The 20906-nt window shown below is 62.4% G+C and carries 25 protein-coding genes and 2 pseudogenes; 18 read left to right on the top strand and 9 right to left on the bottom strand.

Annotated features, from left to right (window positions below):
• Positions 1-1127: 1127 nt before the first annotated feature.
• The gene (locus E3T48_RS03520) at positions 1128-1709 is read right to left on the bottom strand and encodes a DUF4395 domain-containing protein (RefSeq protein WP_241986630.1); all 582 of its coding nucleotides are present in this window, start codon (positions 1707-1709) and stop codon (positions 1128-1130) included.
• Positions 1710-1722: 13 nt separating this feature from the next.
• Positions 1723-2079 carry a thioredoxin family protein gene (locus E3T48_RS03515; protein WP_134522470.1) on the bottom strand — a complete coding sequence of 119 codons (357 nt, stop codon included), beginning with the start codon at positions 2077-2079 and terminating at the stop codon, positions 1723-1725.
• Here E3T48_RS03515 and E3T48_RS03510 point away from each other — a divergent pair.
• The 3 genes from E3T48_RS03510 to E3T48_RS03500 all read left to right on the top strand — a co-directional run bounded on the left by E3T48_RS03510 (position 2036) and on the right by E3T48_RS03500 (position 5082).
• A complete protein-coding gene (locus E3T48_RS03510; RefSeq protein WP_241986628.1) occupies positions 2036-3580 on the top strand; it encodes an MBL fold metallo-hydrolase in 1545 nt (514 codons plus the stop codon). The genes E3T48_RS03515 and E3T48_RS03510 overlap by 44 nt on opposite strands.
• A 138-nt stretch (positions 3581-3718) precedes the next feature.
• A complete protein-coding gene (locus tag E3T48_RS03505; protein WP_420898345.1) occupies positions 3719-4321 on the top strand; it encodes a rhodanese-like domain-containing protein in 603 nt (200 codons plus the stop codon).
• Entirely contained in the window at positions 4318-5082 is a 765-nt protein-coding gene (locus E3T48_RS03500; protein ID WP_134522468.1) for a sulfite exporter TauE/SafE family protein, read from the top strand. Before E3T48_RS03505 ends, E3T48_RS03500 begins: the two co-directional genes overlap by 4 nt.
• A 15-nt stretch (positions 5083-5097) precedes the next feature.
• Here the strand turns inward: E3T48_RS03500 and E3T48_RS03495 are convergent, their stop codons facing one another.
• Positions 5098-5388 (bottom strand): metal-sensitive transcriptional regulator, encoded by a 291-nt coding sequence (locus E3T48_RS03495; protein WP_092453080.1) that lies wholly within the window; start codon positions 5386-5388, stop codon positions 5098-5100.
• A gap of 131 nt (positions 5389-5519) precedes the next feature.
• Here E3T48_RS03495 and E3T48_RS03490 point away from each other — a divergent pair, with 131 nt between their 5' ends.
• From E3T48_RS03490 to E3T48_RS03480, 3 genes are read left to right on the top strand one after another with little or no spacing between them, the layout of a single operon-like run.
• A complete protein-coding gene (locus tag E3T48_RS03490) occupies positions 5520-6080 on the top strand; it encodes a hypothetical protein (RefSeq protein ID WP_241986626.1) in 561 nt (186 codons plus the stop codon).
• A complete protein-coding gene (locus E3T48_RS03485) occupies positions 6070-6603 on the top strand; it encodes a hypothetical protein (RefSeq protein ID WP_134522467.1) in 534 nt (177 codons plus the stop codon). The genes E3T48_RS03490 and E3T48_RS03485 overlap by 11 nt, the downstream gene beginning before the upstream one ends.
• The gene (locus tag E3T48_RS03480; RefSeq protein WP_134522466.1) at positions 6600-6974 is read left to right on the top strand and encodes a rhodanese-like domain-containing protein; all 375 of its coding nucleotides are present in this window, start codon (positions 6600-6602) and stop codon (positions 6972-6974) included. The genes E3T48_RS03485 and E3T48_RS03480 overlap by 4 nt, the downstream gene beginning before the upstream one ends.
• A 495-nt stretch (positions 6975-7469) precedes the next feature.
• Here the strand turns inward: E3T48_RS03480 and E3T48_RS03475 are convergent, their stop codons facing one another.
• Positions 7470-7844: a DsrE family protein gene (locus E3T48_RS03475; RefSeq protein WP_166789617.1), complete on the bottom strand. Its 375-nt coding sequence runs from the start codon at positions 7842-7844 to the stop codon at positions 7470-7472.
• Positions 7841-8140, bottom strand: coding sequence for a hypothetical protein (locus tag E3T48_RS16630; RefSeq protein WP_166789613.1), 300 nt, complete (start codon positions 8138-8140; stop codon positions 7841-7843). The genes E3T48_RS03475 and E3T48_RS16630 overlap by 4 nt, the downstream gene beginning before the upstream one ends.
• A 195-nt stretch (positions 8141-8335) precedes the next feature.
• Here E3T48_RS16630 and E3T48_RS03470 point away from each other — a divergent pair, with 195 nt between their 5' ends.
• Genes E3T48_RS03470 through E3T48_RS17145 form a run of 3 tightly spaced genes read left to right on the top strand, consistent with a single transcriptional unit; the run spans position 8336 to position 9809 of the window.
• Entirely contained in the window at positions 8336-8968 is a 633-nt protein-coding gene (locus tag E3T48_RS03470) for a DsbA family protein (protein ID WP_241986623.1), read from the top strand.
• Between the two features lie 2 nt (positions 8969-8970).
• Positions 8971-9423, top strand: a complete 453-nt coding sequence (locus tag E3T48_RS17150) for a cytochrome c biogenesis CcdA family protein (protein WP_241986621.1) — start codon at positions 8971-8973, stop codon at positions 9421-9423.
• Positions 9424-9440: 17 nt separating this feature from the next.
• The gene (locus tag E3T48_RS17145) at positions 9441-9809 is read left to right on the top strand and encodes a hypothetical protein (RefSeq protein WP_241986619.1); all 369 of its coding nucleotides are present in this window, start codon (positions 9441-9443) and stop codon (positions 9807-9809) included.
• 528 nt (positions 9810-10337) lie between these two features.
• Here the strand turns inward: E3T48_RS17145 and E3T48_RS03460 are convergent.
• Together E3T48_RS03460 and E3T48_RS03455 are read right to left on the bottom strand one after the other, a co-directional pair.
• Entirely contained in the window at positions 10338-11024 is a 687-nt protein-coding gene (locus tag E3T48_RS03460; protein WP_166789616.1) for a GntR family transcriptional regulator, read from the bottom strand.
• 462 nt (positions 11025-11486) lie between these two features.
• Positions 11487-11918, bottom strand: a complete 432-nt coding sequence (locus E3T48_RS03455; protein ID WP_134522463.1) for an Lrp/AsnC family transcriptional regulator — start codon at positions 11916-11918, stop codon at positions 11487-11489.
• 138 nt (positions 11919-12056) lie between these two features.
• Here E3T48_RS03455 and E3T48_RS03450 point away from each other — a divergent pair, with 138 nt between their 5' ends.
• The 6 genes from E3T48_RS03450 (at position 12057) to arcC (ending at position 17250) form a co-directional block, all read left to right on the top strand.
• The gene (locus tag E3T48_RS03450; protein ID WP_134522462.1) at positions 12057-12203 is read left to right on the top strand and encodes a hypothetical protein; all 147 of its coding nucleotides are present in this window, start codon (positions 12057-12059) and stop codon (positions 12201-12203) included.
• A gap of 45 nt (positions 12204-12248) precedes the next feature.
• Entirely contained in the window at positions 12249-12386 is a 138-nt protein-coding gene (locus tag E3T48_RS16625; RefSeq protein WP_166789615.1) for a hypothetical protein, read from the top strand.
• A 252-nt stretch (positions 12387-12638) separates the two neighbouring features.
• Positions 12639-14057, top strand: coding sequence for an amino acid permease (locus E3T48_RS03445; RefSeq protein ID WP_134522461.1), 1419 nt, complete (start codon positions 12639-12641; stop codon positions 14055-14057).
• Positions 14058-14090: 33 nt separating this feature from the next.
• On the top strand, positions 14091-15320 hold the full coding sequence (locus E3T48_RS03440; RefSeq protein ID WP_134522460.1) for an arginine deiminase: 1230 nt from the start codon (positions 14091-14093) through the stop codon (positions 15318-15320).
• On the top strand, positions 15317-16318 hold the full coding sequence (gene argF / locus E3T48_RS03435; RefSeq protein WP_104171449.1) for an ornithine carbamoyltransferase: 1002 nt from the start codon (positions 15317-15319) through the stop codon (positions 16316-16318). The genes E3T48_RS03440 and argF overlap by 4 nt, the downstream gene beginning before the upstream one ends.
• Positions 16318-17250, top strand: a complete 933-nt coding sequence (arcC, locus tag E3T48_RS03430) for a carbamate kinase (RefSeq protein WP_134522459.1) — start codon at positions 16318-16320, stop codon at positions 17248-17250. Before argF ends, arcC begins: the two co-directional genes overlap by 1 nt.
• A gap of 69 nt (positions 17251-17319) precedes the next feature.
• Here arcC and E3T48_RS16620 read toward each other — a convergent pair whose 3' ends face one another.
• Positions 17320-17469 carry a hypothetical protein gene (locus E3T48_RS16620; RefSeq protein WP_166789612.1) on the bottom strand — a complete coding sequence of 50 codons (150 nt, stop codon included), beginning with the start codon at positions 17467-17469 and terminating at the stop codon, positions 17320-17322.
• Complete coding sequence (locus tag E3T48_RS17380; protein WP_134522458.1) at positions 17459-17647, bottom strand: antibiotic biosynthesis monooxygenase family protein; 189 nt, start codon at positions 17645-17647, stop codon at positions 17459-17461. Before E3T48_RS17380 ends, E3T48_RS16620 begins: the two co-directional genes overlap by 11 nt.
• Before the next feature lie 762 nt (positions 17648-18409).
• Here E3T48_RS17380 and E3T48_RS03420 point away from each other — a divergent pair.
• From E3T48_RS03420 to E3T48_RS03410, 3 genes and pseudogenes are all read left to right on the top strand, one after another.
• A pseudogene (locus E3T48_RS03420) lies at positions 18410-19654 on the top strand (IS256 family transposase).
• A gap of 104 nt (positions 19655-19758) precedes the next feature.
• Positions 19759-20616 (top strand): AAA family ATPase, encoded by an 858-nt coding sequence (locus E3T48_RS03415; RefSeq protein ID WP_166789614.1) that lies wholly within the window; start codon positions 19759-19761, stop codon positions 20614-20616.
• Positions 20523-20906, top strand: a pseudogene (locus E3T48_RS03410) (transposase); the annotation flags it as partial. The gene E3T48_RS03415 and the pseudogene E3T48_RS03410, both read left to right, overlap by 94 nt.

Genomic DNA, 20906 nt, shown 5'->3' with positions numbered 1-20906 from the left:
CGGTAAGCTCACCCCGATCGAGTTTGAGACAATAAACGTGGCCCGCAAGGCCGCCTGAAACCACTAACCCTTCGAGTCAACTGAACTCGGGGCAGTCCCTCGATTCACGGAGAGTTGAATACCCGACGCCGGCGAATTCTGCCACCCCGGTCGCGAGAGATCTGAGTATGTCCTGCGCCGCGCTTTACAGGAGGAATGTGAAGATCACCCCGGCGTAGCGCTGTCAGGGTTTGTGGCACCAGCACCGCACCGAAGCGGCAGACAGCCCCCGCGTTAGAGGCGATTGCCGTTCTAACCGGTTGGTGCCGGATAACCCCATCAGACACATTAGGAATCAGCGTTGACACAGGGCCATCACTGTGTGGCCAGCCGCATGCGCCGCGGGCAGGCTTCAGTAGAAGATGGCGCGGCTGGCGCCGTTAGCGTCCGAGTAGCCGGGACCAGAATGATCCGGTCGATTTTTCTTTCACATGCCCGGCGCATTGTTGGTTGCGCGGTACACCGCGCATGACTTGATCAATGTGCTGACCGCAGCCCGCCCACGTAGTCTTTTGGCACACTTTGCACGTTACGGCACGACACATACGGATCTCCATTCGATGAGGTGAACTATCAATACATACTATACCCCAGGGAGTATTGCAGTTGGCTACGCGGTGGCCGGTTCGTGTGCTTCCGTGATCATGCCGCGAAGCAGCCATGCGGTTACCTCATGGGTATCGAGGCGAAGCACGAGCAGATCCGTGGAGACCTGGTCTGGCCCGCCCCTTGTGAGCGGAAGAATTTCACGGATGGTTCGGGTGGCTGCCTCGTGTGCTAGGGCAAGACGACGAATCATATCGGTCGCGTCAGGCCGGTTGGAATCCTCCTTTATGGCCGACAGCTAGGCAAATTCACGGTAGGTGCCGGTGTGCCGTCCACGGCGAGGGTCAGCTTGGTGTATTCCTCTGTGAACATTTCGTGGAGCGAATGGAACACGGGGCCTACGACGTTTCGCTGGTAATGGTGTGTCTTTCGGTAGACGATCTAGGAATCTGCCACAACTCGGGACAGGCCGTTGAAGATGCTTCGAAGTTGGGCTTCGGCAATACCGACGCCGAGGTGAGTGGTGAAAGAGAGTTCTCCTTTTAGTTGCGGGTCGGGTTGAGTGACTGACGACGCTTCTCGGTCCGGCGGGGCGGCACATAGTTGCACGTGTCGCCGGGACACAATTGCGGCTTCTCCTTGGCGAAGACGCGATAGAGGAAGCAGCCAACGCAGATGCCGAAGGCTGTCTCCAGAAAAAGAATGCTGAGGCACACTCCGCAGAGAACGAGCGTGACAGTGTCGTCTATTGCGAAGAAGCCCATCACGATGCAGGAGGTGAAGGCCATACCGAGCCCGAGCGTCCAGGCGAGCTTCTTCTGGTCAGCGCCCACCCGCTCCGGACGTTGGCGGCGCACCATCAGGGCGCCTAAAAACATGCTCGGTGTGTAGCGAGCGCTGACAAACAGCCGCAGCATCATGTCGACTATGAACAGAAAAGCGAAGGCACGCAGCGGGTCATAATTGTCGGTTAGAGCAGCGGTCATGAAGGCTACGATGCCGGCTAGGAAGAGCAGCCCGGCCGAGGCGCGTACCGCGCGTTCATTGAAGACAGGGATGTCGATACCCTCCACTCGTTCGCCGAAATCGGGCGGCGCCGCAGGAGGTGAGGGAGATGTGCTCATCGGGCAGGAGCTCTTAGCGGGCGGCGATACTGGCGCGCACGTCGTCCATGTTGAGGTTCTCGACGCCGGCAATGAGCTCTTCCAGGCTGGCTGCGTTTAGGGCGCCTGGCTGGGAAAAGACGAGTACGGAGTCCCGAAACGCCATCAGCGTGGGGATGGAGCGGATGCCCGCGGCTGCGGCCAATCCTTGTTCGGCTTCGGTGTCGACTTTTCCGAAAGTGATTGCGGGGTGTTTTTCAGAGGCCGCGGTGAATGTCGGGGCGAAACTGCGACACGGGCCGCACCATGCGGCCCAGAAATCAACCAGCACGATGGGACTCTGGGCAATGGTCGCGTCAAAGGTGGTCTCGGTGAGATCGGTAGTAGCCATACACAAAGACTATACCCCTAGGGGTATTTTGCATACCATAAGGGGTATGTGCGAGACTGGGGCACATACCCACTACACGCTCCAACTCGTGTCGGCGTGGTGGGCCCGATCTTTGGAGGCCACGATGATTTTGACCCAGTACTACCTCAACTGCTTGTCCCATGGTTCGTACCTCGTCGGTGATGAGACGAGCGGTCAAGCCGTTGTCGTGGACCCTCGCCGCGACATCGACGACTACCTCGCCGATGCCCAGGCGAACAACCTGACCATCGTCGGCGTGATCAACACGCATTTCCACGCTGACTTCGTCGCCGGTCACCTCGAGCTGGCCGCAGCCACTGGCGCCTGGATCGGCTACGGTGCCCGCGCCGAGGCGGAGTACGAGATCCGTCACCTGGCCAATGGCGAGAAAATCTCGCTCGGTGAAGTGGAACTGGAAATTCTCGACACCCCCGGGCACACCTGGGAGTCCATCAGCATCGTCGTTCGTGAACACGCCGGCGACGCCGTGCCCCATGCCGTCCTCACCGGCGATACCCTCTTCATCGGTGACGTGGGCCGTCCCGACCTGGCCGCATCCGTCGGCGCCGATCCCGACCAACTGGCCCGCGCCCTGTACGCGTCGATCCACACGACGCTTCTCGCCTTGCCTGACCCGGTGCGTGTTCTCCCCGCGCACGGTGCAGGGTCCGCCTGCGGCAAGAACCTCTCCGACGAGCTCGAATCCACCATCGGCAATCAGCGCCTGACGAACGCGTCTGTGCAGCCAATGAGTGAAGACGATTTCGTGACGATGATCCGCAGCGGCCAGCCCGCAATCCCCGGCTATTTCGCCGTTGACGCGATGATCAACCGCAGCGCGCACGAAATCATCGGTTCCACCCGTGAACTGGCACCGCTCACCTTGACGGATGTTCGCAGATCCGTTGAACGCGGAGCCCGCGTTCTCGACACCCGCAGCCCCGAGGACTTCGCCGTCGGGCACTTGGCCGGATCCATTAACGTGGGACTGGACGGTCGCTTCTCCGAGACGGCCGGAATGGTCATCGGGTACGACGACAGCATCGTGATCATCGCCGACTCCGGCCGCGAAGCCGAGGCCGGAATGCGGCTGGCCCGCATCGGCTTCGACCGGGTCGCCGGATATCTGACAAACCCGGCGCAGGCGTTCACCGACCTCGGCCCGCTGGCGCAGGTCGGTGCGCGGGTCGAGCTTGACGACTTCGAGGCTCTGCGCCGGGACACCGCCGCAACACTCCTCGACGTACGCAACCCCGGCGAGGTCGAGCAGGGCGCGATCCCGGGCTCGCTGCGGATTCCTTTGGCCGAGCTGAGCCAGCGCCACGCCGAAGTGCCCGCCGGACCCGTGATCATCCACTGTGCCAGCGGCTGGCGTTCGAGCGTCGCCGCGAGTGCGCTGCGGGGCCTCGGCCATTCGGACGTCACCGACCTCATCGGCGGCTACAACGCATGGGCCGCCCAATATTCAGTGAAAGCCTGATAGAGATGACGCCGCGGCTGAACACCTGACTAATGCTGGCTTCACGGCAGACACGATCGTCGGAGGTCTGCTTCGATGGCAGGCCTCAGGGCTGCCCAGCATTGCTCCGCTCCCGCACCAAACTGAAATGGATCCACTATCTCTGACACCACGCGCACCGTCAGCCCCACTCCGTCACCGATTGGGGCAGACGAGTTCCACCGATGGGTTCTCAATCATGACGACCTGATGATCATCGATGTGAGGGACGGCTCCGAGTTTGAAACCCGGCATATCCGGGGTGCGTATCACGTGCCGCTCTACCTGCTCAAAGAACACACTGAAGAGTTTGCGGCCCAGATGGCCAGCCGGGTTGTGCTGGTGTGCCAGTCGGGTCGACGAGCGGAAGAAGCGAGAAAGAATCTTGATGCCGCTGGCCTGAGCGGTGCTCGGGTGTTGACCGGTGGCGTGGCGAGCTATCCCGCCGTCGGCGGCGATATCGTCACCGGCCGCTCCACGTGGGCCATGGATCGACAGGTACGCATGACGGCCGGATCTTTGGTTGTGGCGAGCGTGCTGGCGGGAAGGTTCATCCATCCGCAGTTCCGTCTTCTCGCCGGCGTCATCGGCGCCGGCCTCACGGTGTCGGCCGCCACCAACAGTTGCACGCTCGGCCGAATCCTGTCGTGGATGCCATGGAACCGCCCCGTCTCCGAACCCACGAAGAGCGACGTCCTCGCTCAGCTGGCGCCGCACGCATGATCCTGGCCGCGCTGCTTCTCGGAGTGATCGTCGGTGCGCTCCTCGGCCTGGTCGGCGGAGGCGGGTCAATCCTGGCCGTCCCGGCATTGGTCTACGGTGTCGGATTGCCCCTCGAGGAGGCGATACCAACCTCGCTGATCGTCGTGGGTGCGGCATCGGCGGTCGCCGTGCTTCCGCGGCTGCGCACCGGCGTCAACTGGCGTCTCGCCGGCATAATCGGCGCCGTCGGAATTCCCACGGCCTACCTCGGCACCCTCGTAAACCGACTGGTTGACCCTCAGCTTCTGCTCGTCGCTTTCAGCGTGATCATGGTTATCGCCGGTGTGCGGATGTTCTTTGCCACTCCCGCCGCAAGTGGCCCTTGCGCGCTGCTTGGCGGCGGAACCCGGTGGCGCAGTTGTCTGCCCCGTGCGCTGGCCACGGGCGCCGTGGTCGGGTTCCTGACCGGGCTGCTCGGCGTCGGCGGCGGATTCCTGATCGTTCCGGCACTGGCCCTCGTGCTCGGACTCCCCATGGGCGTCACGATCGGCACGTCCCTCGTGATCATCGTCATCAATTCGGCCGCTGGATTCAGCGCCCACCTGAGCGACGTGCAGATCGACTGGGCCGTCACCGGCGCCTTCGCCGGCACCGCCATGCTGGCATCCCTGATCGCGGGCAGACTCAGCCGACGACTCCCCGACCGCGTTCTTAAAACAAGCTTCGCGATCCTCGTGCTCTGCATCGCCGTGTACGTCGCGATTCGCGCCGTCGTGGGCTAGCTATCGCGAGCGGGATCAGGCGAGGGAAAGGAAAAGCTTTTCAAGCTCATTAACGCTGAGCTGCTTGGTTTCTCCATCCGCGCCGCTATCAATGAGACACTCCTTCATAGCCGACGAGATGATCGTGAACCCCGCCCGGTCAATAGCACTCGAGACAGCAGCCAGCTGGGTGACAACGGCACGACAATCAGCGCCGGACTCGACGGCTGTGATGACGGCGCCGAGTTGCCCCTGCGCGCGCTTGAGCCGATTGAGGGTCTTGCGCAGGTCGTCGCTGGCGTGGGTCGCGGGTTCAGTAATTCCCATAAGGGTGTGCTCCTGTTGGTAGGCGGATGCGCGGCTGGTTTTGTCTGAGACCACGATACCCCTTAGGGTATCAGTATATTTAAATATGGCAGCAAGCGTTTCACGATGAAAAGTAAATGAGGGCTATTCGAATGCGTGACCAGCGCACCAGCAGATACGAATCATCACGGCGTGCCCCTTGGCGCGGCAAGCTGGCCGGGCTCGGCGGGGACTTGCGTCGTTGGCCCTCTCGCCGCTGGTGGGTTGCTCTGGCGACGGCATTGTTTACGGTGGTCTTCATTGCCATCCCGACGGACTTGATTGACACGCCATTCTTTTCGAGAGAGATCCCGCCAACCGTGTGGTCGTGGCCGGTGCTCACCCTCAGCGCGGTCTTTACGGGCCTGGTCACCGCCACCTATGTGGCGCACCCGGAAGGCGCCCCGCTCAGTAGGGCGGCCGCACGAGTGGGCATGGCCGGCTGGCTGGTAACGTTCTTTGCGGTGGGATGCCCCGTCTGCAACAAATTGGTTCTACTCGCCCTTGGGACAACCGGGGCGACGCAATTCTTCGAACCGGTCCAGCCGTATCTGGCCGCCGCGTCCATCGTCTTGCTCGGCTGGGCTCTCTACGCGCGCATGACTCGAGAAAATTCTTGCCTGCTCCCCGCTCGGGCCGATGCTGAGGCGGAAGCTCTGGATCGTGTTCACTGACCTCCGAGTCTGGCCCGCGCGACGCTGGATGATCGTCGCCGCCGTTGCCGCAGGCGCGTTCATTACTCTTGCCACCGGCTACGCACCTATTGCGGGCGGCGCAGTCGATGCGCTCTGGTGGACGGTCGCGGCCACTGCCCTCGGAGCGAGCTCGATCGGCTTGATCGTTGCTAGTTATATCGGCACCCCCATCGGCGCCGACGCAACTCTCTGTGACGCGCGGTGGCCGGCTCTGGGTCTGATTGCGCTCTATCTGACCACCGAAGCCCGCTCCCTCGACCCGGTCGTGAGCGGTGCTGCTCGCCCGGTCCTGGCCGTCGCCGCCCTCACCCTGTTGACCTGGGCCCTGCGCGAACGACTGGCCAGCGAACGCCGAGCCACCACCCGCAACGAATCGTCAGAGTCCACTGAGGGCGAGGTCTGCACCACCTGCACGCCCTTGTTCCCCCGCTCCCGAAAAGTCACCCCCGAGCCGATCACACTGCCACCCACGTCACGCACCCGTCAGGATACCCAGCCATGAAGAAAACACTCACCGCCATCACAATTGCCGTGGCGGCACTGCTCAGCATGGCCGCCTGCGCGAGCCCCGCGCCGGCCCCGTCCATCGCTGTCACCTCCAGCACGGTCATCATCGATGTGCGCACCGCACCAGAGTATGTCGGTGGACACCTCCAGGATGCCATCAACATTGACGTGCAATCCCCGGACTTCGACACGCTGATCGCGGCGCTGCCGATCGACGGGGACTACATCATCTACTGCGCCACCGGAAACCGGTCGGCTGCAGCCGTCACCCGCATGGCCGACCTCGGATTCACCACGCTGACCGATGCTGGCGGCATCACGGACGCGTCTGCCGCCACCGGACTGGCCATCGTCGTCGACAAATAAGTTCCTCTGTCCGCACTTATTTTATACCCCATGGGGTATACTTGGGACTTCAGCTCGACTAACTAAGGAGTCACTATGTGCAGTCCCATACGATGCGACAATTGCGGAAAAACCACTTGGACCGGATGCGGGATGCACGTCGACGAGGTTATGGCCGACGTCCCCACCAGTCAGCAGTGCACCTGCGCCGCCCGCTCGAACTCCTAACCACCCGCGGGCGTCGCGCAGTTCTTCGCTAACTACCAATAAATCTTGTTGATCTCGAACCTTGCGAATACGACGCCCGACTACGGTTGGCTGCCGCGACCAACGGGGTTCCCCCTGCACAACACCCTCATGAGGCAGGATTCGATATTTGGTGAAGTATCTCGGAGGGGCCGACGCTTCAGCAAGCGAGATGTGCCGAACTCCGCGCCAGCAAGCTACGCACGGACGGATGGAACCGTGCCAGCAATCGCCGGCGTGGCACACGCTCACTGGTCTACGACCGCCGTGTCAAATGCGAACATAGGCCCACCCCTCGAGTTGAGACTGAGCCAGGAAGACGACGGCAGCAGGAGTGCTACTCACGCCGATGCCAAGATCGTGGACGCTAAGACCCACGGACCGAAGGCTGTTTTCACATGCCACCACCGACACGCCCGGCAAAGCGACTGCAGTGTTGATTTCGTCACCGAGGCGGGAATTGGCCGCGAGAAACTGGACGGCTCGGCCTTGAATCACGAGGGCAATTGTGCTCGCGGTGGCGAATCCGTGATGGGCGTTGCGCACAACCTGCAAGCCCGCGGCAACGGAGGCTTCGTCCGAGCCAAGCACATGAATAAGAAGTTGCGGAACGCTCCGGGGCGCCGACCCATGAATGCCGTTCATGAATTGACCGAAAGTAGTGGCGGGATCACCAGTGCTATTCCGACGACGGGGCAGGCCGCCACGACGACGCGTACGCAGCGGTAGTGACATTGTTGCGTGGGCTGTGGAGCTTTGCCCCACACCGTGGAGCGGAGTTGTAACCGACGCGCTTCGTTCATGACGCGGCGGTAGGCCTCGGCATCACCAAAATGGAGATGCCCCTCGCCGACGTGGGCAACGATGCGGTCAGCCTTGAGGGCCGTTCGTGGCGGTGCGGTGGTTGCTTGGAGCATGCGTGGACTCTTTTCAATCAGCAAGCCGGGAATGTTCCCAGACTCAGCCGGGGAGGCGGCTGCAACTGTCTTTTTTACCCTAATGTGCGTACATTTAAGATGGTGCCGACACAACAGAGCTCCACAAACAACCGGCCGTTCCGACCAAGCAAGGTACGGCGACGCACAATCTTGATACTTTTAGGAGCGGCGGCAGTTCTCGCAGTCGTCATCGTCGGAGTGGTTGCACAACAACCCGTCCAAGAATCCACTTCGGCCCCCGCTGAACAATCCGGGGAAAATAGCGGCGAGCAGACGCTTGATCTCGCCCGACGTGTCGATGGCGAGGTGACCGCCCTCGGAGAGGTCGACGCACCGGTCGTTTTGGTTGAATACGCTGATTTTCGGTGTCCATTTTGTGGGGTTTTCGCGCGCGATACTCTCCCCGTCCTCGTCGAGGAATATGTGGACAGCGGCCAAGTACGCATCGAATGGCGGGACCTGCCGGTGTTCGGCGAGGAATCCAAGGCAGCGGCCGTGGCTGCCCGGGCAGCGGGCGAGCAAGGTTTCTTCTGGGAGTTTGCCGAGGTCGTCTTCGCGGGCGCCCCGGAACGCGGACATGTGGCACTGCCCACGGAACGCCTTCTGGAAATCGCGACAGAAATTGGCGTTCCCAACCTTGAGCAGTTCGTCTCCGACCTCGACAATGCTGAACTCTTGGAAAAAGTGAACATTGACGCGGCCGAGGCCAGGTACCTTCGAATTACCAGCACGCCCATGTTCGTAGTGAACGAAACTCCGATCTCCGGCGCGATGCCGCTGCAGGTGTTTCGCGACATGATCGACGGCGAACTGGCGAAGGCCGGACGTTAGACATGGATATTGGCTACGCCGGCGCCCTGATTGGCGGGATGCTGACACTTCTAAGCCCCTGCTCGGTCATGCTCCTTCCTGCGTTCTTCGCCTACGCGTTCGCGAAGCCGTCCGAGCTGTTGGCCCGTACCAGATTGTTTTATCTGGGTCTGATTACCACGTTGGTTCCGCTGGGAGTGCTGGCCGGCACGGTCGGGGTGTTCGTCACGCAAAATCGCACGGCCTTCGTCGGGATCGCCTCGTTGCTCGTGGTGTTGATGGGTATCATCCAAATTTCTGGACTGCGTTTTCCCGCCTTTACCCGCGGCAGCGCGGCCGAAGGGACCTCGGCAGTATCGGTCTACCTCCTCGGCGCTGTCTACGGAGTGGCCGGAGTGTGTGCAGGCCCCATTCTCGGCTCGGTGCTTACCGTGGCTGCCCTCGGCAGTAACGCCGTCTACGGGGAGTGCTCTTAGCGATCTACGCGCTCGGCATGGCAGCGCCCCTAATCGTGCTCGCCCTGTTTTGGGACCGATTTTCACTGGGAAAGAGTCGTTGGCTGCGCCCGCGGATTCTCACTATCGGACGATGGGAGAACTCGTGGTTGATGATCGTATCCGGGATCCTGTCAATCCTCATCGGAATCTTCCTGTTCCTCACCGACGGTACCGCGAGCCTCGGCGGAGTTTTGACCATCGGAGATCAGTTCGCCACCGAGGCCTGGGTACTCGATATGTCCTCACTCGTAACCAATCTGGGATTCGGAATCGCCGCGATCGTTGTGCTGGGCCTCATCGCGCTGGCTTACGCGGCTCGGAACCGTCGCACACGCCGGGAGCGAGTACCTCAAAGGGAAGAATGAGGCGCTGCCGGCGCCGCAGCCGCCACGCTCGCTAGCGTTGTGCCGACGACTTGTCGCAGGGAGATGTCGTTTTTCTTGACTGGGTCGATAGCGCGGGTGACACTGTCGTGAGCGCACACAACGTCAGAACGGGAGCTAGGCTCGCGGAGTTTTCCGGGCACCTGACCGGACCGTCCATCATTGACAAGTCATCAGAAAACCTCGCCGTGTCCTCATTCCGTCCAACGGATGGGGCCACGATACTCACCGCGATTAATCCGGGCTCCGGAACGCTGTGGAAGCAGGTTCTGGAAGGCGACACGACCCCGGTATCGGCCTCGGACAAAGTGATCTACCTTCGTGGCGGGTAGGAAACGTTACGATCACCCGGTCCGACGGCCACAAGCAGCAGCGCGGTCAGGAACGAATTCCGATGGTTGTTCTCCGTAACGAAACCGGACTCTTTCCCACCGGGAAACTCTACGAGTACGTCCTGACCAGCCCTCAGCTCAACGGACTTAAGGCTGAGTGCTGTTAACGACTAAACCATCAACGGGGTGAGAAAGATGTGGTGACCGCGAAACGGTCGCCACGCACGACAGTCTCCCGCCATTCCACCGGACGCCCCGCAGCGCGACCACACCGTTCAATGAAGAAAGCGGCAGCGCCGACCGGGCATTCAAGAACTCGCGCCTGTTCGGCGTTGACGGCAATCGCTGTCAGTGTTTCCTGTCCGCCGTCCAGCGTGATCCCACACCGGAGCGTCAGCTCCTGGTATAGAGCAGTGTTGCTGGAATCGACGTTGAGAAGACCTGCCGCGCGATCGGCAGGCAGCCAGGCGCTGTCAACCGCAATAATGTCGTCATCAGCGAAACGACGGCGCTCAATATTGACTAATGAGGCGTCGCCGGGAAGATCGAGCCGGTCAGCAATCCGCGCGTCGACACGGATCTCGCATCGGATCAACTCACTACGCTGCCTCATCCCAGAAGCCTCAACTGCCGCAAACAAGCTATACACCGGACCAAAGCGATGCTCCCCGCCATGGTTGACGTGCACCATCGGGCGCTTGCCCCGACTCGATGACACCAGCCCCTCTCGACGCAGAGGGTTCAGCGCAAGTCGAACGGTACTGCGGCTCACCTGATATTCCGTGGTCAGTTGAATTTCCCCGGGGAACGTGTCCGCGAATTCGCCCGAGGCTATCCGGTTGAGAATGTCGTCACGGACGCTCAACCAGAGCGACTGACCAGGCACTCTGGCCAGTCGTGCCCGGTCTGCTTCAGCTGCAGTTGACATATGAGTCACGCTTCTCCTCGGGCAATATGGTGCGCCCAAATGCAATTATCCCTCGCATACACGCGGCTCCACTCAGTGGGTCATGGAGAAGACCGGCGAGCCAACACCGGGGGAACTCCGACTCGACGCCCAGAGCGGGTCACGGCCAGAAGGACAGCTTCTGGAATGGGGTTTGCTACATCGCCGAGGGCACTGGGATCTGGAGGCACAGCTGCCTGTGCTAGGGCGTGTCTCCTAATGCCTTAGTCCAAATGATTATGGCCCTGAGGACGACACCGCCGCGGTAAGTGAGGGCGAGCTTGTCGCAGCGCCACCTGATGGTGCAATAGCCCTCGTCCTCACTGAAAGGTTCGGGTGTTCTGTGAGGCCTCGAGGTTCGCAGAACCGATGTGTGACGGCTTAGGACAGCGTCGAACTGAGCAGCAGACTCGTCTCGCTGTTAACGACGCCCTCGACGGAGCGAATCTGGCCGAGTAGCCGGTCGAAGTTGCTCAGCGTGTCGGTCCGGATCTCGGCCACCAGGTCCCAGCCGCCGTTCGTGGTGTGTAGCGCCCGGACTTCGGGAAAGCCGCGAAGTTGGCTGATCGCCCGATCTGTTGAGCGCCCCTCGACCTCGATGAGCGCGATCGCCCGGATCGAGTCGGGATCCCGCTCTTCGCGAACCCGGACGGAGAATCCGAGGACGGTGCCCGAGTCCAGCAGCCGCTGCAGCCGGATGTTCACCGTTGCCCTCGTGACTCCGAGGTCATGGGCGAGCGTGGTGACGGGGGTTCGCCCGTCCGCCCGCAGCGCGCCGATTAGGCGGCGATCGAGGTCATCGAGCGTATTCATGATTCACACTGTACAGCCAGGGGAACCATCTTGAAAGATTAATGGAACATATTGGCTCGTTCTGCTCGTTACGCGTGCACATTACCCGGTCATAGGCTGATTACAGAAAACAAAGAGAAGGTTGTCGTGGTGCGTTTTATGAACGTAAAGAACATCACCGCCCGGCCGTTCGGCTTCGACATCGTCGTGGTAGCGAGCGTGCGGGACGCGGTGGCGGGCGCCGACATCATCACGACCTCCACTACTGATAAGACCCAGGCGGCGGGGCGCACGCACTACGACTAGATCGCCATCTTCGACTCGGTCGATTTTGCTATCGAGGACTTTTCGGTGCTGCGCTACCTGCGCGATTCGGTCGCCGGCGCCTCATTCTTCGTCGAACTCGATCTGATCGCCGGTCCCTTCGATCCCAAGAACCTCTTCGGTCTGGTCGCTGACGTTATTGTCTCGATTTCTGCTCGGCCGTAAGCGCTGGCTCTTTGGGGCGGTGATCGGCGTGCCGTCAATGTTAAGTTCAACCACTGCGTTTCTTAAAACCTGATCAGGCATTGCCCTGCGTCGGTTTCTGACACGCTCCACCGAAATGCACGGCAGATTTCAAGAACATCCGTTTCAAGAACATCCGTGAACTCGCCACTTAGTTCCCTCGGCCGCTAAGCCCGGAAACGTTTCGACCTGACGATCGGATGTCAAATATCCGTATCAACGCCGGAGGTCATCATGGTCCAACCAAGGTCCGAGGTCGGGTCTGTCCCGACCGAGCCCGAGGGGCGCACAACCGAGCGCGCCCTGTCCCTGCCTCAGTCGACTGCACTGATTATGGGCAGTATCATCGGTGTCGGCATCTTCTCGCTGCCCTACGCATTATCGTCGTATGGCCCGATCAGCCTGGTCGCCATGGGCCTCGCCACCGTCGGGGCGGTCGCGCTTGCGCTGATGTTCGCGGTGATGTCGCGACGGCTGCCGGCTGCCGGCGGACCGTATGCCTATGCACGCTCAGGGTTCGGCAACGCGGCCGGGTTCGTTAACGCCTGGTCCTACTGGATCACGGCATGGGCGGGCAACGCGGCGATCGTCGTCGGCTGGGTGTACTACGTCGAGCACTTCCTAAACAAGGACGGCGCGGTCGGCTGGTCCATCCTGATCGCCCTCGTCGGGTTGTGGATCCCGGCCGTGATCAACCTGACTGGCGTGCGCGCGATGGGTTCGGTCCAAGTCTGGACGACGGTGCTGAAGTTCATCCCGCTGGCCATCATGTCGACCGTCGGGTTGTTCTTCATCAAGGCGGGGAACTTCACGCCGTGGAACCTCAGCGGTGACAGCAGCCTGTCGGCGATCGGTGGAGCGATGGCGATTGCACTGTTCAGCTATTTGGGCGTCGAGACCGCGGCCGTTGCCGCGGCGAAGGTCCGCGATCCCGAACGGAATGTCCCGAAGGCGACCATCTACGGCACGCTCGCTAGCGCCATCGTCTACCTGCTGTCGATGGTTGCCGTGTTCGGCATCGTGCCCGCCTCGCAGTTGGCTATGGACGTGAACAAGGCGTCCTACTCCGTCGCGGCCAACTCGATCGTCGGCGGCGGTTCCTGGGCCGGGGACTTGGTGGCGTTGGCCGTCATCGTCTCCGGTATCGGCGCGCTGAACGGCTGGACAATGATCTGCGCGGAGATGCCGTTGGCTGCCGCGAAGGACGGGCTGTTCCCGGCGCGGTTCGGGAGCCTGTCGCGGCGCCGGGTTCCGGCCTTCGGGATCATCGCGTCCACCGCGCTGGCGTCGGTCGCCGTGGTGATCAGCTATCTGGGAACCAGCGGCTCAACGGTGTTTACCACCCTGGTCCTGATGACCGGGATCACGGCGGCCGTGCCCTACGCATTCTCCGCCTTGGTCCAGATCAAGTGGCGTTGGCGGGACAGCCACCCAGTCCACACGTCGAGGTTCGCGTTCGATGTGTCGGTGGCGGTTGTGGCGCTGATCTTCTCGGTCGCCTTCATCTACTACTCCAGGAACACCAGCGACTTGTGGTACGTCGTCTGGGGCCCGTTCCTGATGGCCGGCGGCGCGTTCGTCGTCGGGATCCCGGTCTACCTTGCGCAGCGGCACCGGATGACTAAGCCGGCCCCCGTGCCCGAGTACCGCTGAGCATTTACACCATCAATATAGTAAGGAATAGCCATGCCATTTCGTGTTGAATCCGAGGTAGGAGTGCTGCGCCAGGTGATCGTCCACCGGCCGGGTCTCGAGCTCAGCCGGCTGACCCCGGACAACGTCGACGACCTGCTCTTCGACGACGTCATGTGGGCCGATCGGGCTAGGGAAGAGCACGACGCGTTCGTCGGCCTGCTCAGAGAGCGCAACGTGACGGTGCACTACTTCCGCGAACTGCTCGCCGCGGCGCTGGACGCGCCGGGTGCCCGGGAGTTCCTGCAGAAGTGTCTGACCAGGGCCATCCGGTTCGGGCCCGCGCTGGACAAGCCGCTGGAGCGGATCGTCGACCAAACGTCGTCGGAGGTGCTTTCCGAGCTCCTGATCGGGGGCGTGCTCAAGAGTGACGTCATGCCGATGCTGCACACGCCCAGCCTTCTGATGGAGTCCCTCGGCATCGACGACTTCCTGCTGCGGCCCCTGCCGAACCACCTGTTCCAGCGCGATAACTCGGCCTGGATCTACGGCGCCCTGAGCATCAACCCGATGGCCAAGCAGGCCCGCAAACGCGAGACCACCAACTCCCGCCTGATCTACAAGTTCCACCCGATGTTCCGCGACGCCGGGCTGGAGATCGTCTACGGCGACGATTCCCTGCCCCACGAGCCCGCTACCGTCGAGGGCGGCGACGTGCTCGTGATCGGTAATGGGGTGCTGATGATCGGGATGGGCGAGCGGACCTCGCCCCAGGGGGTCGAGACACTGGCCCGACTGCTCTTCCAAGGCGGCCATGTCCGCCAGGTGATCGTCGTCGAGCTGCCGAAGGAGCGGGCGTTCATGCACCTGGACACCGCCATGACAATGGTCGACAGCGACGCGTTCTCCGTTTATCCGTACCTGCCCGAGACGCTGCGCGCGTTCATGCTCACCCCGGTGGGGTCCGACGGCGACTACGACATTACGGAGCACACGGACCTGTTTCCTCTCGTGGCCGAGGCCCTCGGCGTCGACAAGGTCCGGGTCCTGCGCACCCCAATCGATCGCGCGGGTGCGCAGCGAGAGCAGTGGAACGATGGGAACAACTTCCTCGCCGTTTCCCCCGGCGTCGTGCTGGGTTATGAGCGGAACACGACCGCCAATCGATACCTCGCCGACGAGGGCATCGAAGTCGTACCCGTCGTGGGATCCGAGCTCGGCCGCGGCCGCGGCGGTCCGCGATGTCTGTCCTGTCCAATCGAAAGAGATGCGGTGATCCTGTGAGCTTTAACCTGCACAACCGGAGTTTCCTTAAGGAAGTCGACTTCACCCCGAAGGAGTGGAAGTTCCTCCTCGGGCTGGCCGCGGACCTCAAGGCAGCCAAATACGCCGGCACTGAGCTGCCGCGGCTAACCGGGAAGAACATCGCCCTCATCTTCGAGAAGACCTCCACCCGGACCCGCTGCGCCATGGAGGTCGCCGCGCACGACCAGGGCGCCCACGTGACCTACCTCGATCCGAGCGGGTCACAGATGGGGCACAAGGAGTCCGTTAAGGACACCGCGCGGGTGCTGGGCGGGATGTTCGACGCCATCGAGTATCGCGGCTCGGCGCAGACCAACGTCGAGACGCTGGCCGCGTCGTCGGGTGTACCGGTGTGGAACGGGTTGACGGACGAGTGGCATCCCACCCAGGCGCTGTGCGACATGCTCACGATGCGCGAGCACTCCACCAAGAACGACCACGAGATCGCCTTCGCGTACCTCGGAGACGCGCACAACAACGTCGCGAACTCGCTGCTGGTGGCAGGGGCGCTGATGGGCATGGACGTGCGCATCGTGGCCCCCCGCCAGCTGTGGAACACCGACGATGTGATCGCGGCCGCCCAGACGATCGCCGAGAGCACGGGCGCGCGGCTGACCCACACTGAGGACGTCGCCGAGGGCGTGGCCGGGGTCGACTTCATCTACACCGACATCTGGGTCTCCATGGGCGAGCCCAAGGAAACTTGGGACGAACGCATCGCCGCCCTGCTTCCCTACCAGGTCACCGCGGACGTCTTGGCTAAGACCAGCAACCCCGACGTCAAGTTCATGCACTGCCTGCCGGCGTTCCACGACCGGAACACGGCCGTCGGGGAACAGTTGTTCAAGCAGACCGGCCTCGGCGAGCTTGAGGTCACGGACGAGGTGTTCGAGTCGTCCAGCTCCATCGTGTTCGCTCAGGCCGAGAACCGGATGCACTCGATCAAGGCGATCATGGTCGCCACCCTGGGTTCCTGATGCGCATCGTGGTCGCTCTCGGCGGCAACGCGCTCCAGGAGCGCGGCGCCCCGATGACGGTGCAAAACCAGCGTGCCAACGTCGCCAAGGCGTGCGCCGCGCTGGCGCCAATCGCCCAGGAGCATCAGCTGGTGATCTCCCACGGCAACGGGCCGCAGGTCGGGCTGCTCGCGCTCCAGGCGGCCGCCTACGACCACACGTCCGAGTACCCTTTCGACGTCCTGGGCGCCCAGACCGAGGGAATGATCGGGTACATGATCGAACAAGAACTCGGCAACCGACTCCCGTTCGAAAAGTCGATCGCGACGATCCTGACAATGACCGAGGTGGACCCGGCGGACCCGGCGTTCACGGACCCGACGAAGTTTGTCGGGCCGGTGTACGACGCCGACGAGGCGCGTCGCCTGGCGGTGCTGCGGGGGTGGGTCGTCAAACCCGACGGCGACCACTGGCGTCGGGTGGTGCCCTCGCCCATGCCGCAGCGGATCTTCGAGCTGAGCACGATCAAAACGCTGGTGGCGGCCGACACGGTGGTGATCTGCGCCGGCGGCGGTGGCATACCCACCATGTACCAGCCCGGCTCCCGCAAACTCATCGGCGTCGACGCCGTGATCGACAAGGACCGGGCCAGCGCGGTGCTGGCCCGGGACCTCAAGGCCGACTCCCTAGTGATCGCCACCGACGCGGACGCCGTCTACACCGGCTGGGGGACGCCAGAACAGCGCGCCATCATGCTCGTCCACCCGGACACGCTCGCGGGCTTCGACTTCCCGGCGGGCTCGATGGGACCCAAGGTTGAGGCGGCGATCGACTTCGCCCGCAACACCGGTCGCGACGCCTTCATCGGATCCCTGACAGAATTGCCGGCGCTCCTGGACGGAACCGCGGGTACCCGGGTCTCCGTGACAGCCAACGGCGTGGCCTACCGCTGACCCCGCCGCGGTCCCACGACGCCGGTCCACGGCGGCTGACGGGGACGACAGAAACCTGCCCGGGCCGACTCAACGGTCCGGGCAGGTGCGCGTATACGGCAGGTTGGGCAGCGCGGCCTTCTCTCGCAACCAGGTCATGACAGGAGGAACGACCTCGACAATAAAGTTGGCGATCGGAGTCAAAACGCGAATCAGTTCGCCGATTTTCTCAACCAGCAACGTGCGTGGCCCGACGCTGAAGTCCTCGCGTGTGAGCTTTCACGGAATCCCAATCCGCAAGAAGAACATATAAGTTCGGCGATCCCATTGATCTTGACAAGGATAAGGAACGAAACCCGGGCTGGCCGCCAATCAGAGGACGCGCTTGCTTGATGTCATTTTTCGAAGTCGTCTGCACAAATGTTCATACTCGCCTGCACAGCAGCGAAAAAGCGAAAGCGGCCGCTCGGCTGCCCAGCAAGCAGCCCAAACTGTCCAAGGCTCAGGAGAAGCAAGCACCTGGTCGACGTGTACCAGGGGGTGAGGCCCACGCTGTCCCGGGGCAATCCAGCGCGCCGGTGACACTGCCGCCTGTTCACTGTGTGCAGAGGAGTACGGAACAAACGGGCGCCTTGTGCAGAGGAGTACGAAAAAGCCAATGTTCACACTCGCCTGCACAACCCCGAAAACACAGGGGTTCGTTGCGCAGACGACTTCGGAAAATGACAATTTCGAGGAAAGCCCAGGTCATGGCTTCGAGACGTCGTATATCCGTAGGGTTTCAAGACGGGTCCGGCGAGCCGACCTTGGTGTCGACAGCACCCCGCAGCACATGCTCTCGGTGGCCCCCTGTCCCCGCAACCAGAAATCAAAAGAGCCCTGTCTCAGTCAGGGCCCCTATTTTTTCCTGGCTATATGCAAGCCCAGTGAGAGGCGAAGCGTGCGAATCCAACGCCGGTGCCGGATGGCACGCCGGACTCATCTGACCTACTCGCTAGATTGAGCGTGAGGCTTCCCCGACGAATCGAGTGCATCTGTGGCGAACGACGACCTACAAGTCGGTTGCGTCCCTGTGAGTGGTGTGGTTTCCGGCTCGTGAGCGTTGCATCGTCAACGTGAAGAGCCACCGTGGGATGGTCAGTGAGTACCGACTAAAGCAACTCACAAAGGACACCACACGATGGCTCTAGACCAGTCTGCCCTGCTCGACCTGCTGGGAGAACTCAAACTCACCGATGTCACCGACCGAATCCGCGTCGCGACCGAAACCCTCTATCAGGAACTGATCGATGCGGAAGCGGCCGCGTTCATCGGCGCCGCCCCGTTTGAACGCTCCACCGACCGCACCACCCACCGCAACGGCACCCGGCCGAGGACCTTGTCAACGACGGCCGGGGACCTTGATTTGAAGATCCCCAAGCTGCGCGCGGGCTCGTTCTTCCCGGCGCTGCTGGAGCGACGCCGCCGGGTCGACCAAGCCCTGTTCGCGGTTGTGATGGAGGCCTACGTCCACGGCGTTTCGACCCGGAAGGTCGACGACCTGGTCAAAGCGCTCGGCGCGGACACCGGGATCTCCAAGTCGGAGGTGTCCCGGATTTGCGCGGGCCTGGACGCCGAGGTGGCCGAGTTCCGCGACCGCACCCTCGCCGCGCAGGACTTCCCCTACGTGTTCCTGGACGCCACCTACTGCAAGGCCCGGGTCGGGCACCGGATCGTGTCCCAGGCCATCGTCGTCGCGGTCGGCGTGGCCGCTGACGGCCGCCGGGAAGTCCTCGGGTTCGACGTGGGTGACAGCGAGAACGAGGGCTTCTGGACCAGCTTCCTGCGGTCGTTGAAGACCCGCGGCCTCGACGGGGTGAAGCTGGTCATGTCTGACGCACACACCGGTCTGAAGAAGGCTATCGGGACCGTGTTCCAGGGCGCCGGCTGGCAGCGATGCCGGGTGCATTTCATGCGCAACGTCCTCGCCGTGGTACCGAAGGGATCCCAGGAGATGGTCGCGTCGATCATCCGCACTATCTTCGCTCAACCCGACCGCGAACACATCGAGAAGCAGTTCCGTGAGGTCACCACGATGCTCGGCCGGTCGCACCCGAAGGTCGCCGCGATGCTCGTCGACGCGCAACCCGACCTGCTCGCCTTCGCCGGCTTCCCCAGGCGGCACTGACGCCAAATCTGGTCCACCAACCCGCTCGAGCGGGTGAACAAGGAGATCAAACGCCGCACCGACGTCGTCGGCGTGTTCCCTAACGCCGCGGCCCTGCTGCGCCTGGCGGGATCGGTTCTGATCGAGCAGCACGACGAGTGGGAAGCCGGCGAACGACGCTACTTCTCCGAAGCCTCCATGCTCGAGCTGGCCGTCATGAACAACCCCACCGAGGTCATCGACGAGGCGGTGATCCTCCCCGAACTCACCGCCGCCTAAACTAGAACAACTGACCCCCGCGGCGTTGAGAAACTCCACCACTCAGCGGGACGTGACCCTACAAGTCAGCAGTATGAATGGGCTCCCTGGACTAGAGGTCGTTGGTGCTTGAGTCGTCGACCATCTCAGGGGTGGCGTGCTTCGGTTCTTCGCCACTCGCGGTCAATCCCTTCGGGGTTGCCACTTTCGTGTTCGGTCCCAATGGCTCGGGGAAGACCTCGATCAGCCGTGCTCTGGCAGACCCGTCGCGGTTCCCAGGTACGAAGCATCACTGGGGGGATGACTCGCCGCTGGACGTGAAGGTCTACAACAAGGACTTCGTCGAGAAGGTGATCGAGCAGTATTCGCGGCTCGAGGGGGTGTTCCTCCTCGGCGAGGAGAACGTAGAAAAGCGCGTTGCGCTTGAGGCGATAGTTGGTGAGAACGGCGAAAAGCCCATGGCGGAAACGAAGAAGAAGCGAACCGCATCGAACCTCACGAAGACCGGCGAGGAACTGGCATTCGCGAAGCGTCGTCTAACCAATGACGCGTGGGGCAAACGAAGCGAAATCGCCCCGGAGCTCACGATCGCTTTCGACGGATTCAACGGATCAAAGGAGCGGTTCGTCACGAGACTGCTCGAAGCTGCGAAGGCAGTGTCAGAGACGACGGATGCCGACGAGGATATCTTGATTGCCGAAGCGCAGAGCGTCTTTGACGATCAAGCGACGGAGGCGTCCAGGTTGGCGCCCCTCACAGTAGTCAGGGTCGATGCGATTTCTGGCTACGAACTCTTCGCGCAGCGAGTGGTTGGCAGCGCGAATGCCACCCTGAGTGACCTGGTGCAGCGGGGGACTGCCCCGGTTTGGTTGACTCCGGACCTGTGGAGATTCGTCTTCGCTGGAAGGATGGCACNAAGCCCTACCCACCCGAGTTCCGCCGCGACGTTGTCGCCGTGGCCAGGAAGCACGAAGCACCGCTGAACCAGATCGCGAAGGACTTCGGGATCTCGGAGTCCTGCCTGGCGAACTGGCTGAAGAAGGCCGACGTCGAGGAGGGCGTGAAGCCGGGCGTGACCGAGAAGGAATCCGCCGAGCTCCGGGATGCGAAGAAACGTATCCGGCTGCTCGAGCAGGAAGCCGAGGTCATGCGCCGGGCCGTCGCCTACCTGTCTCGGGACGTCAACCCAAAATGATGTACCCGCTGGTCCTCGAAATGGCTGTCGACGGTGTCCCCGTCACGGTGACCTGCCGGGTGTTGCGCTTCTCCAAAC

The organism is Cryobacterium fucosi, from assembly GCF_004403515.1.
GTDB lineage: Bacteria > Actinomycetota > Actinomycetes > Actinomycetales > Microbacteriaceae > Cryobacterium > Cryobacterium fucosi.
The sequence above is the reverse complement of the archived record's forward strand: the minus strand, read 5'-3'. Positions and strand labels throughout refer to the sequence as shown.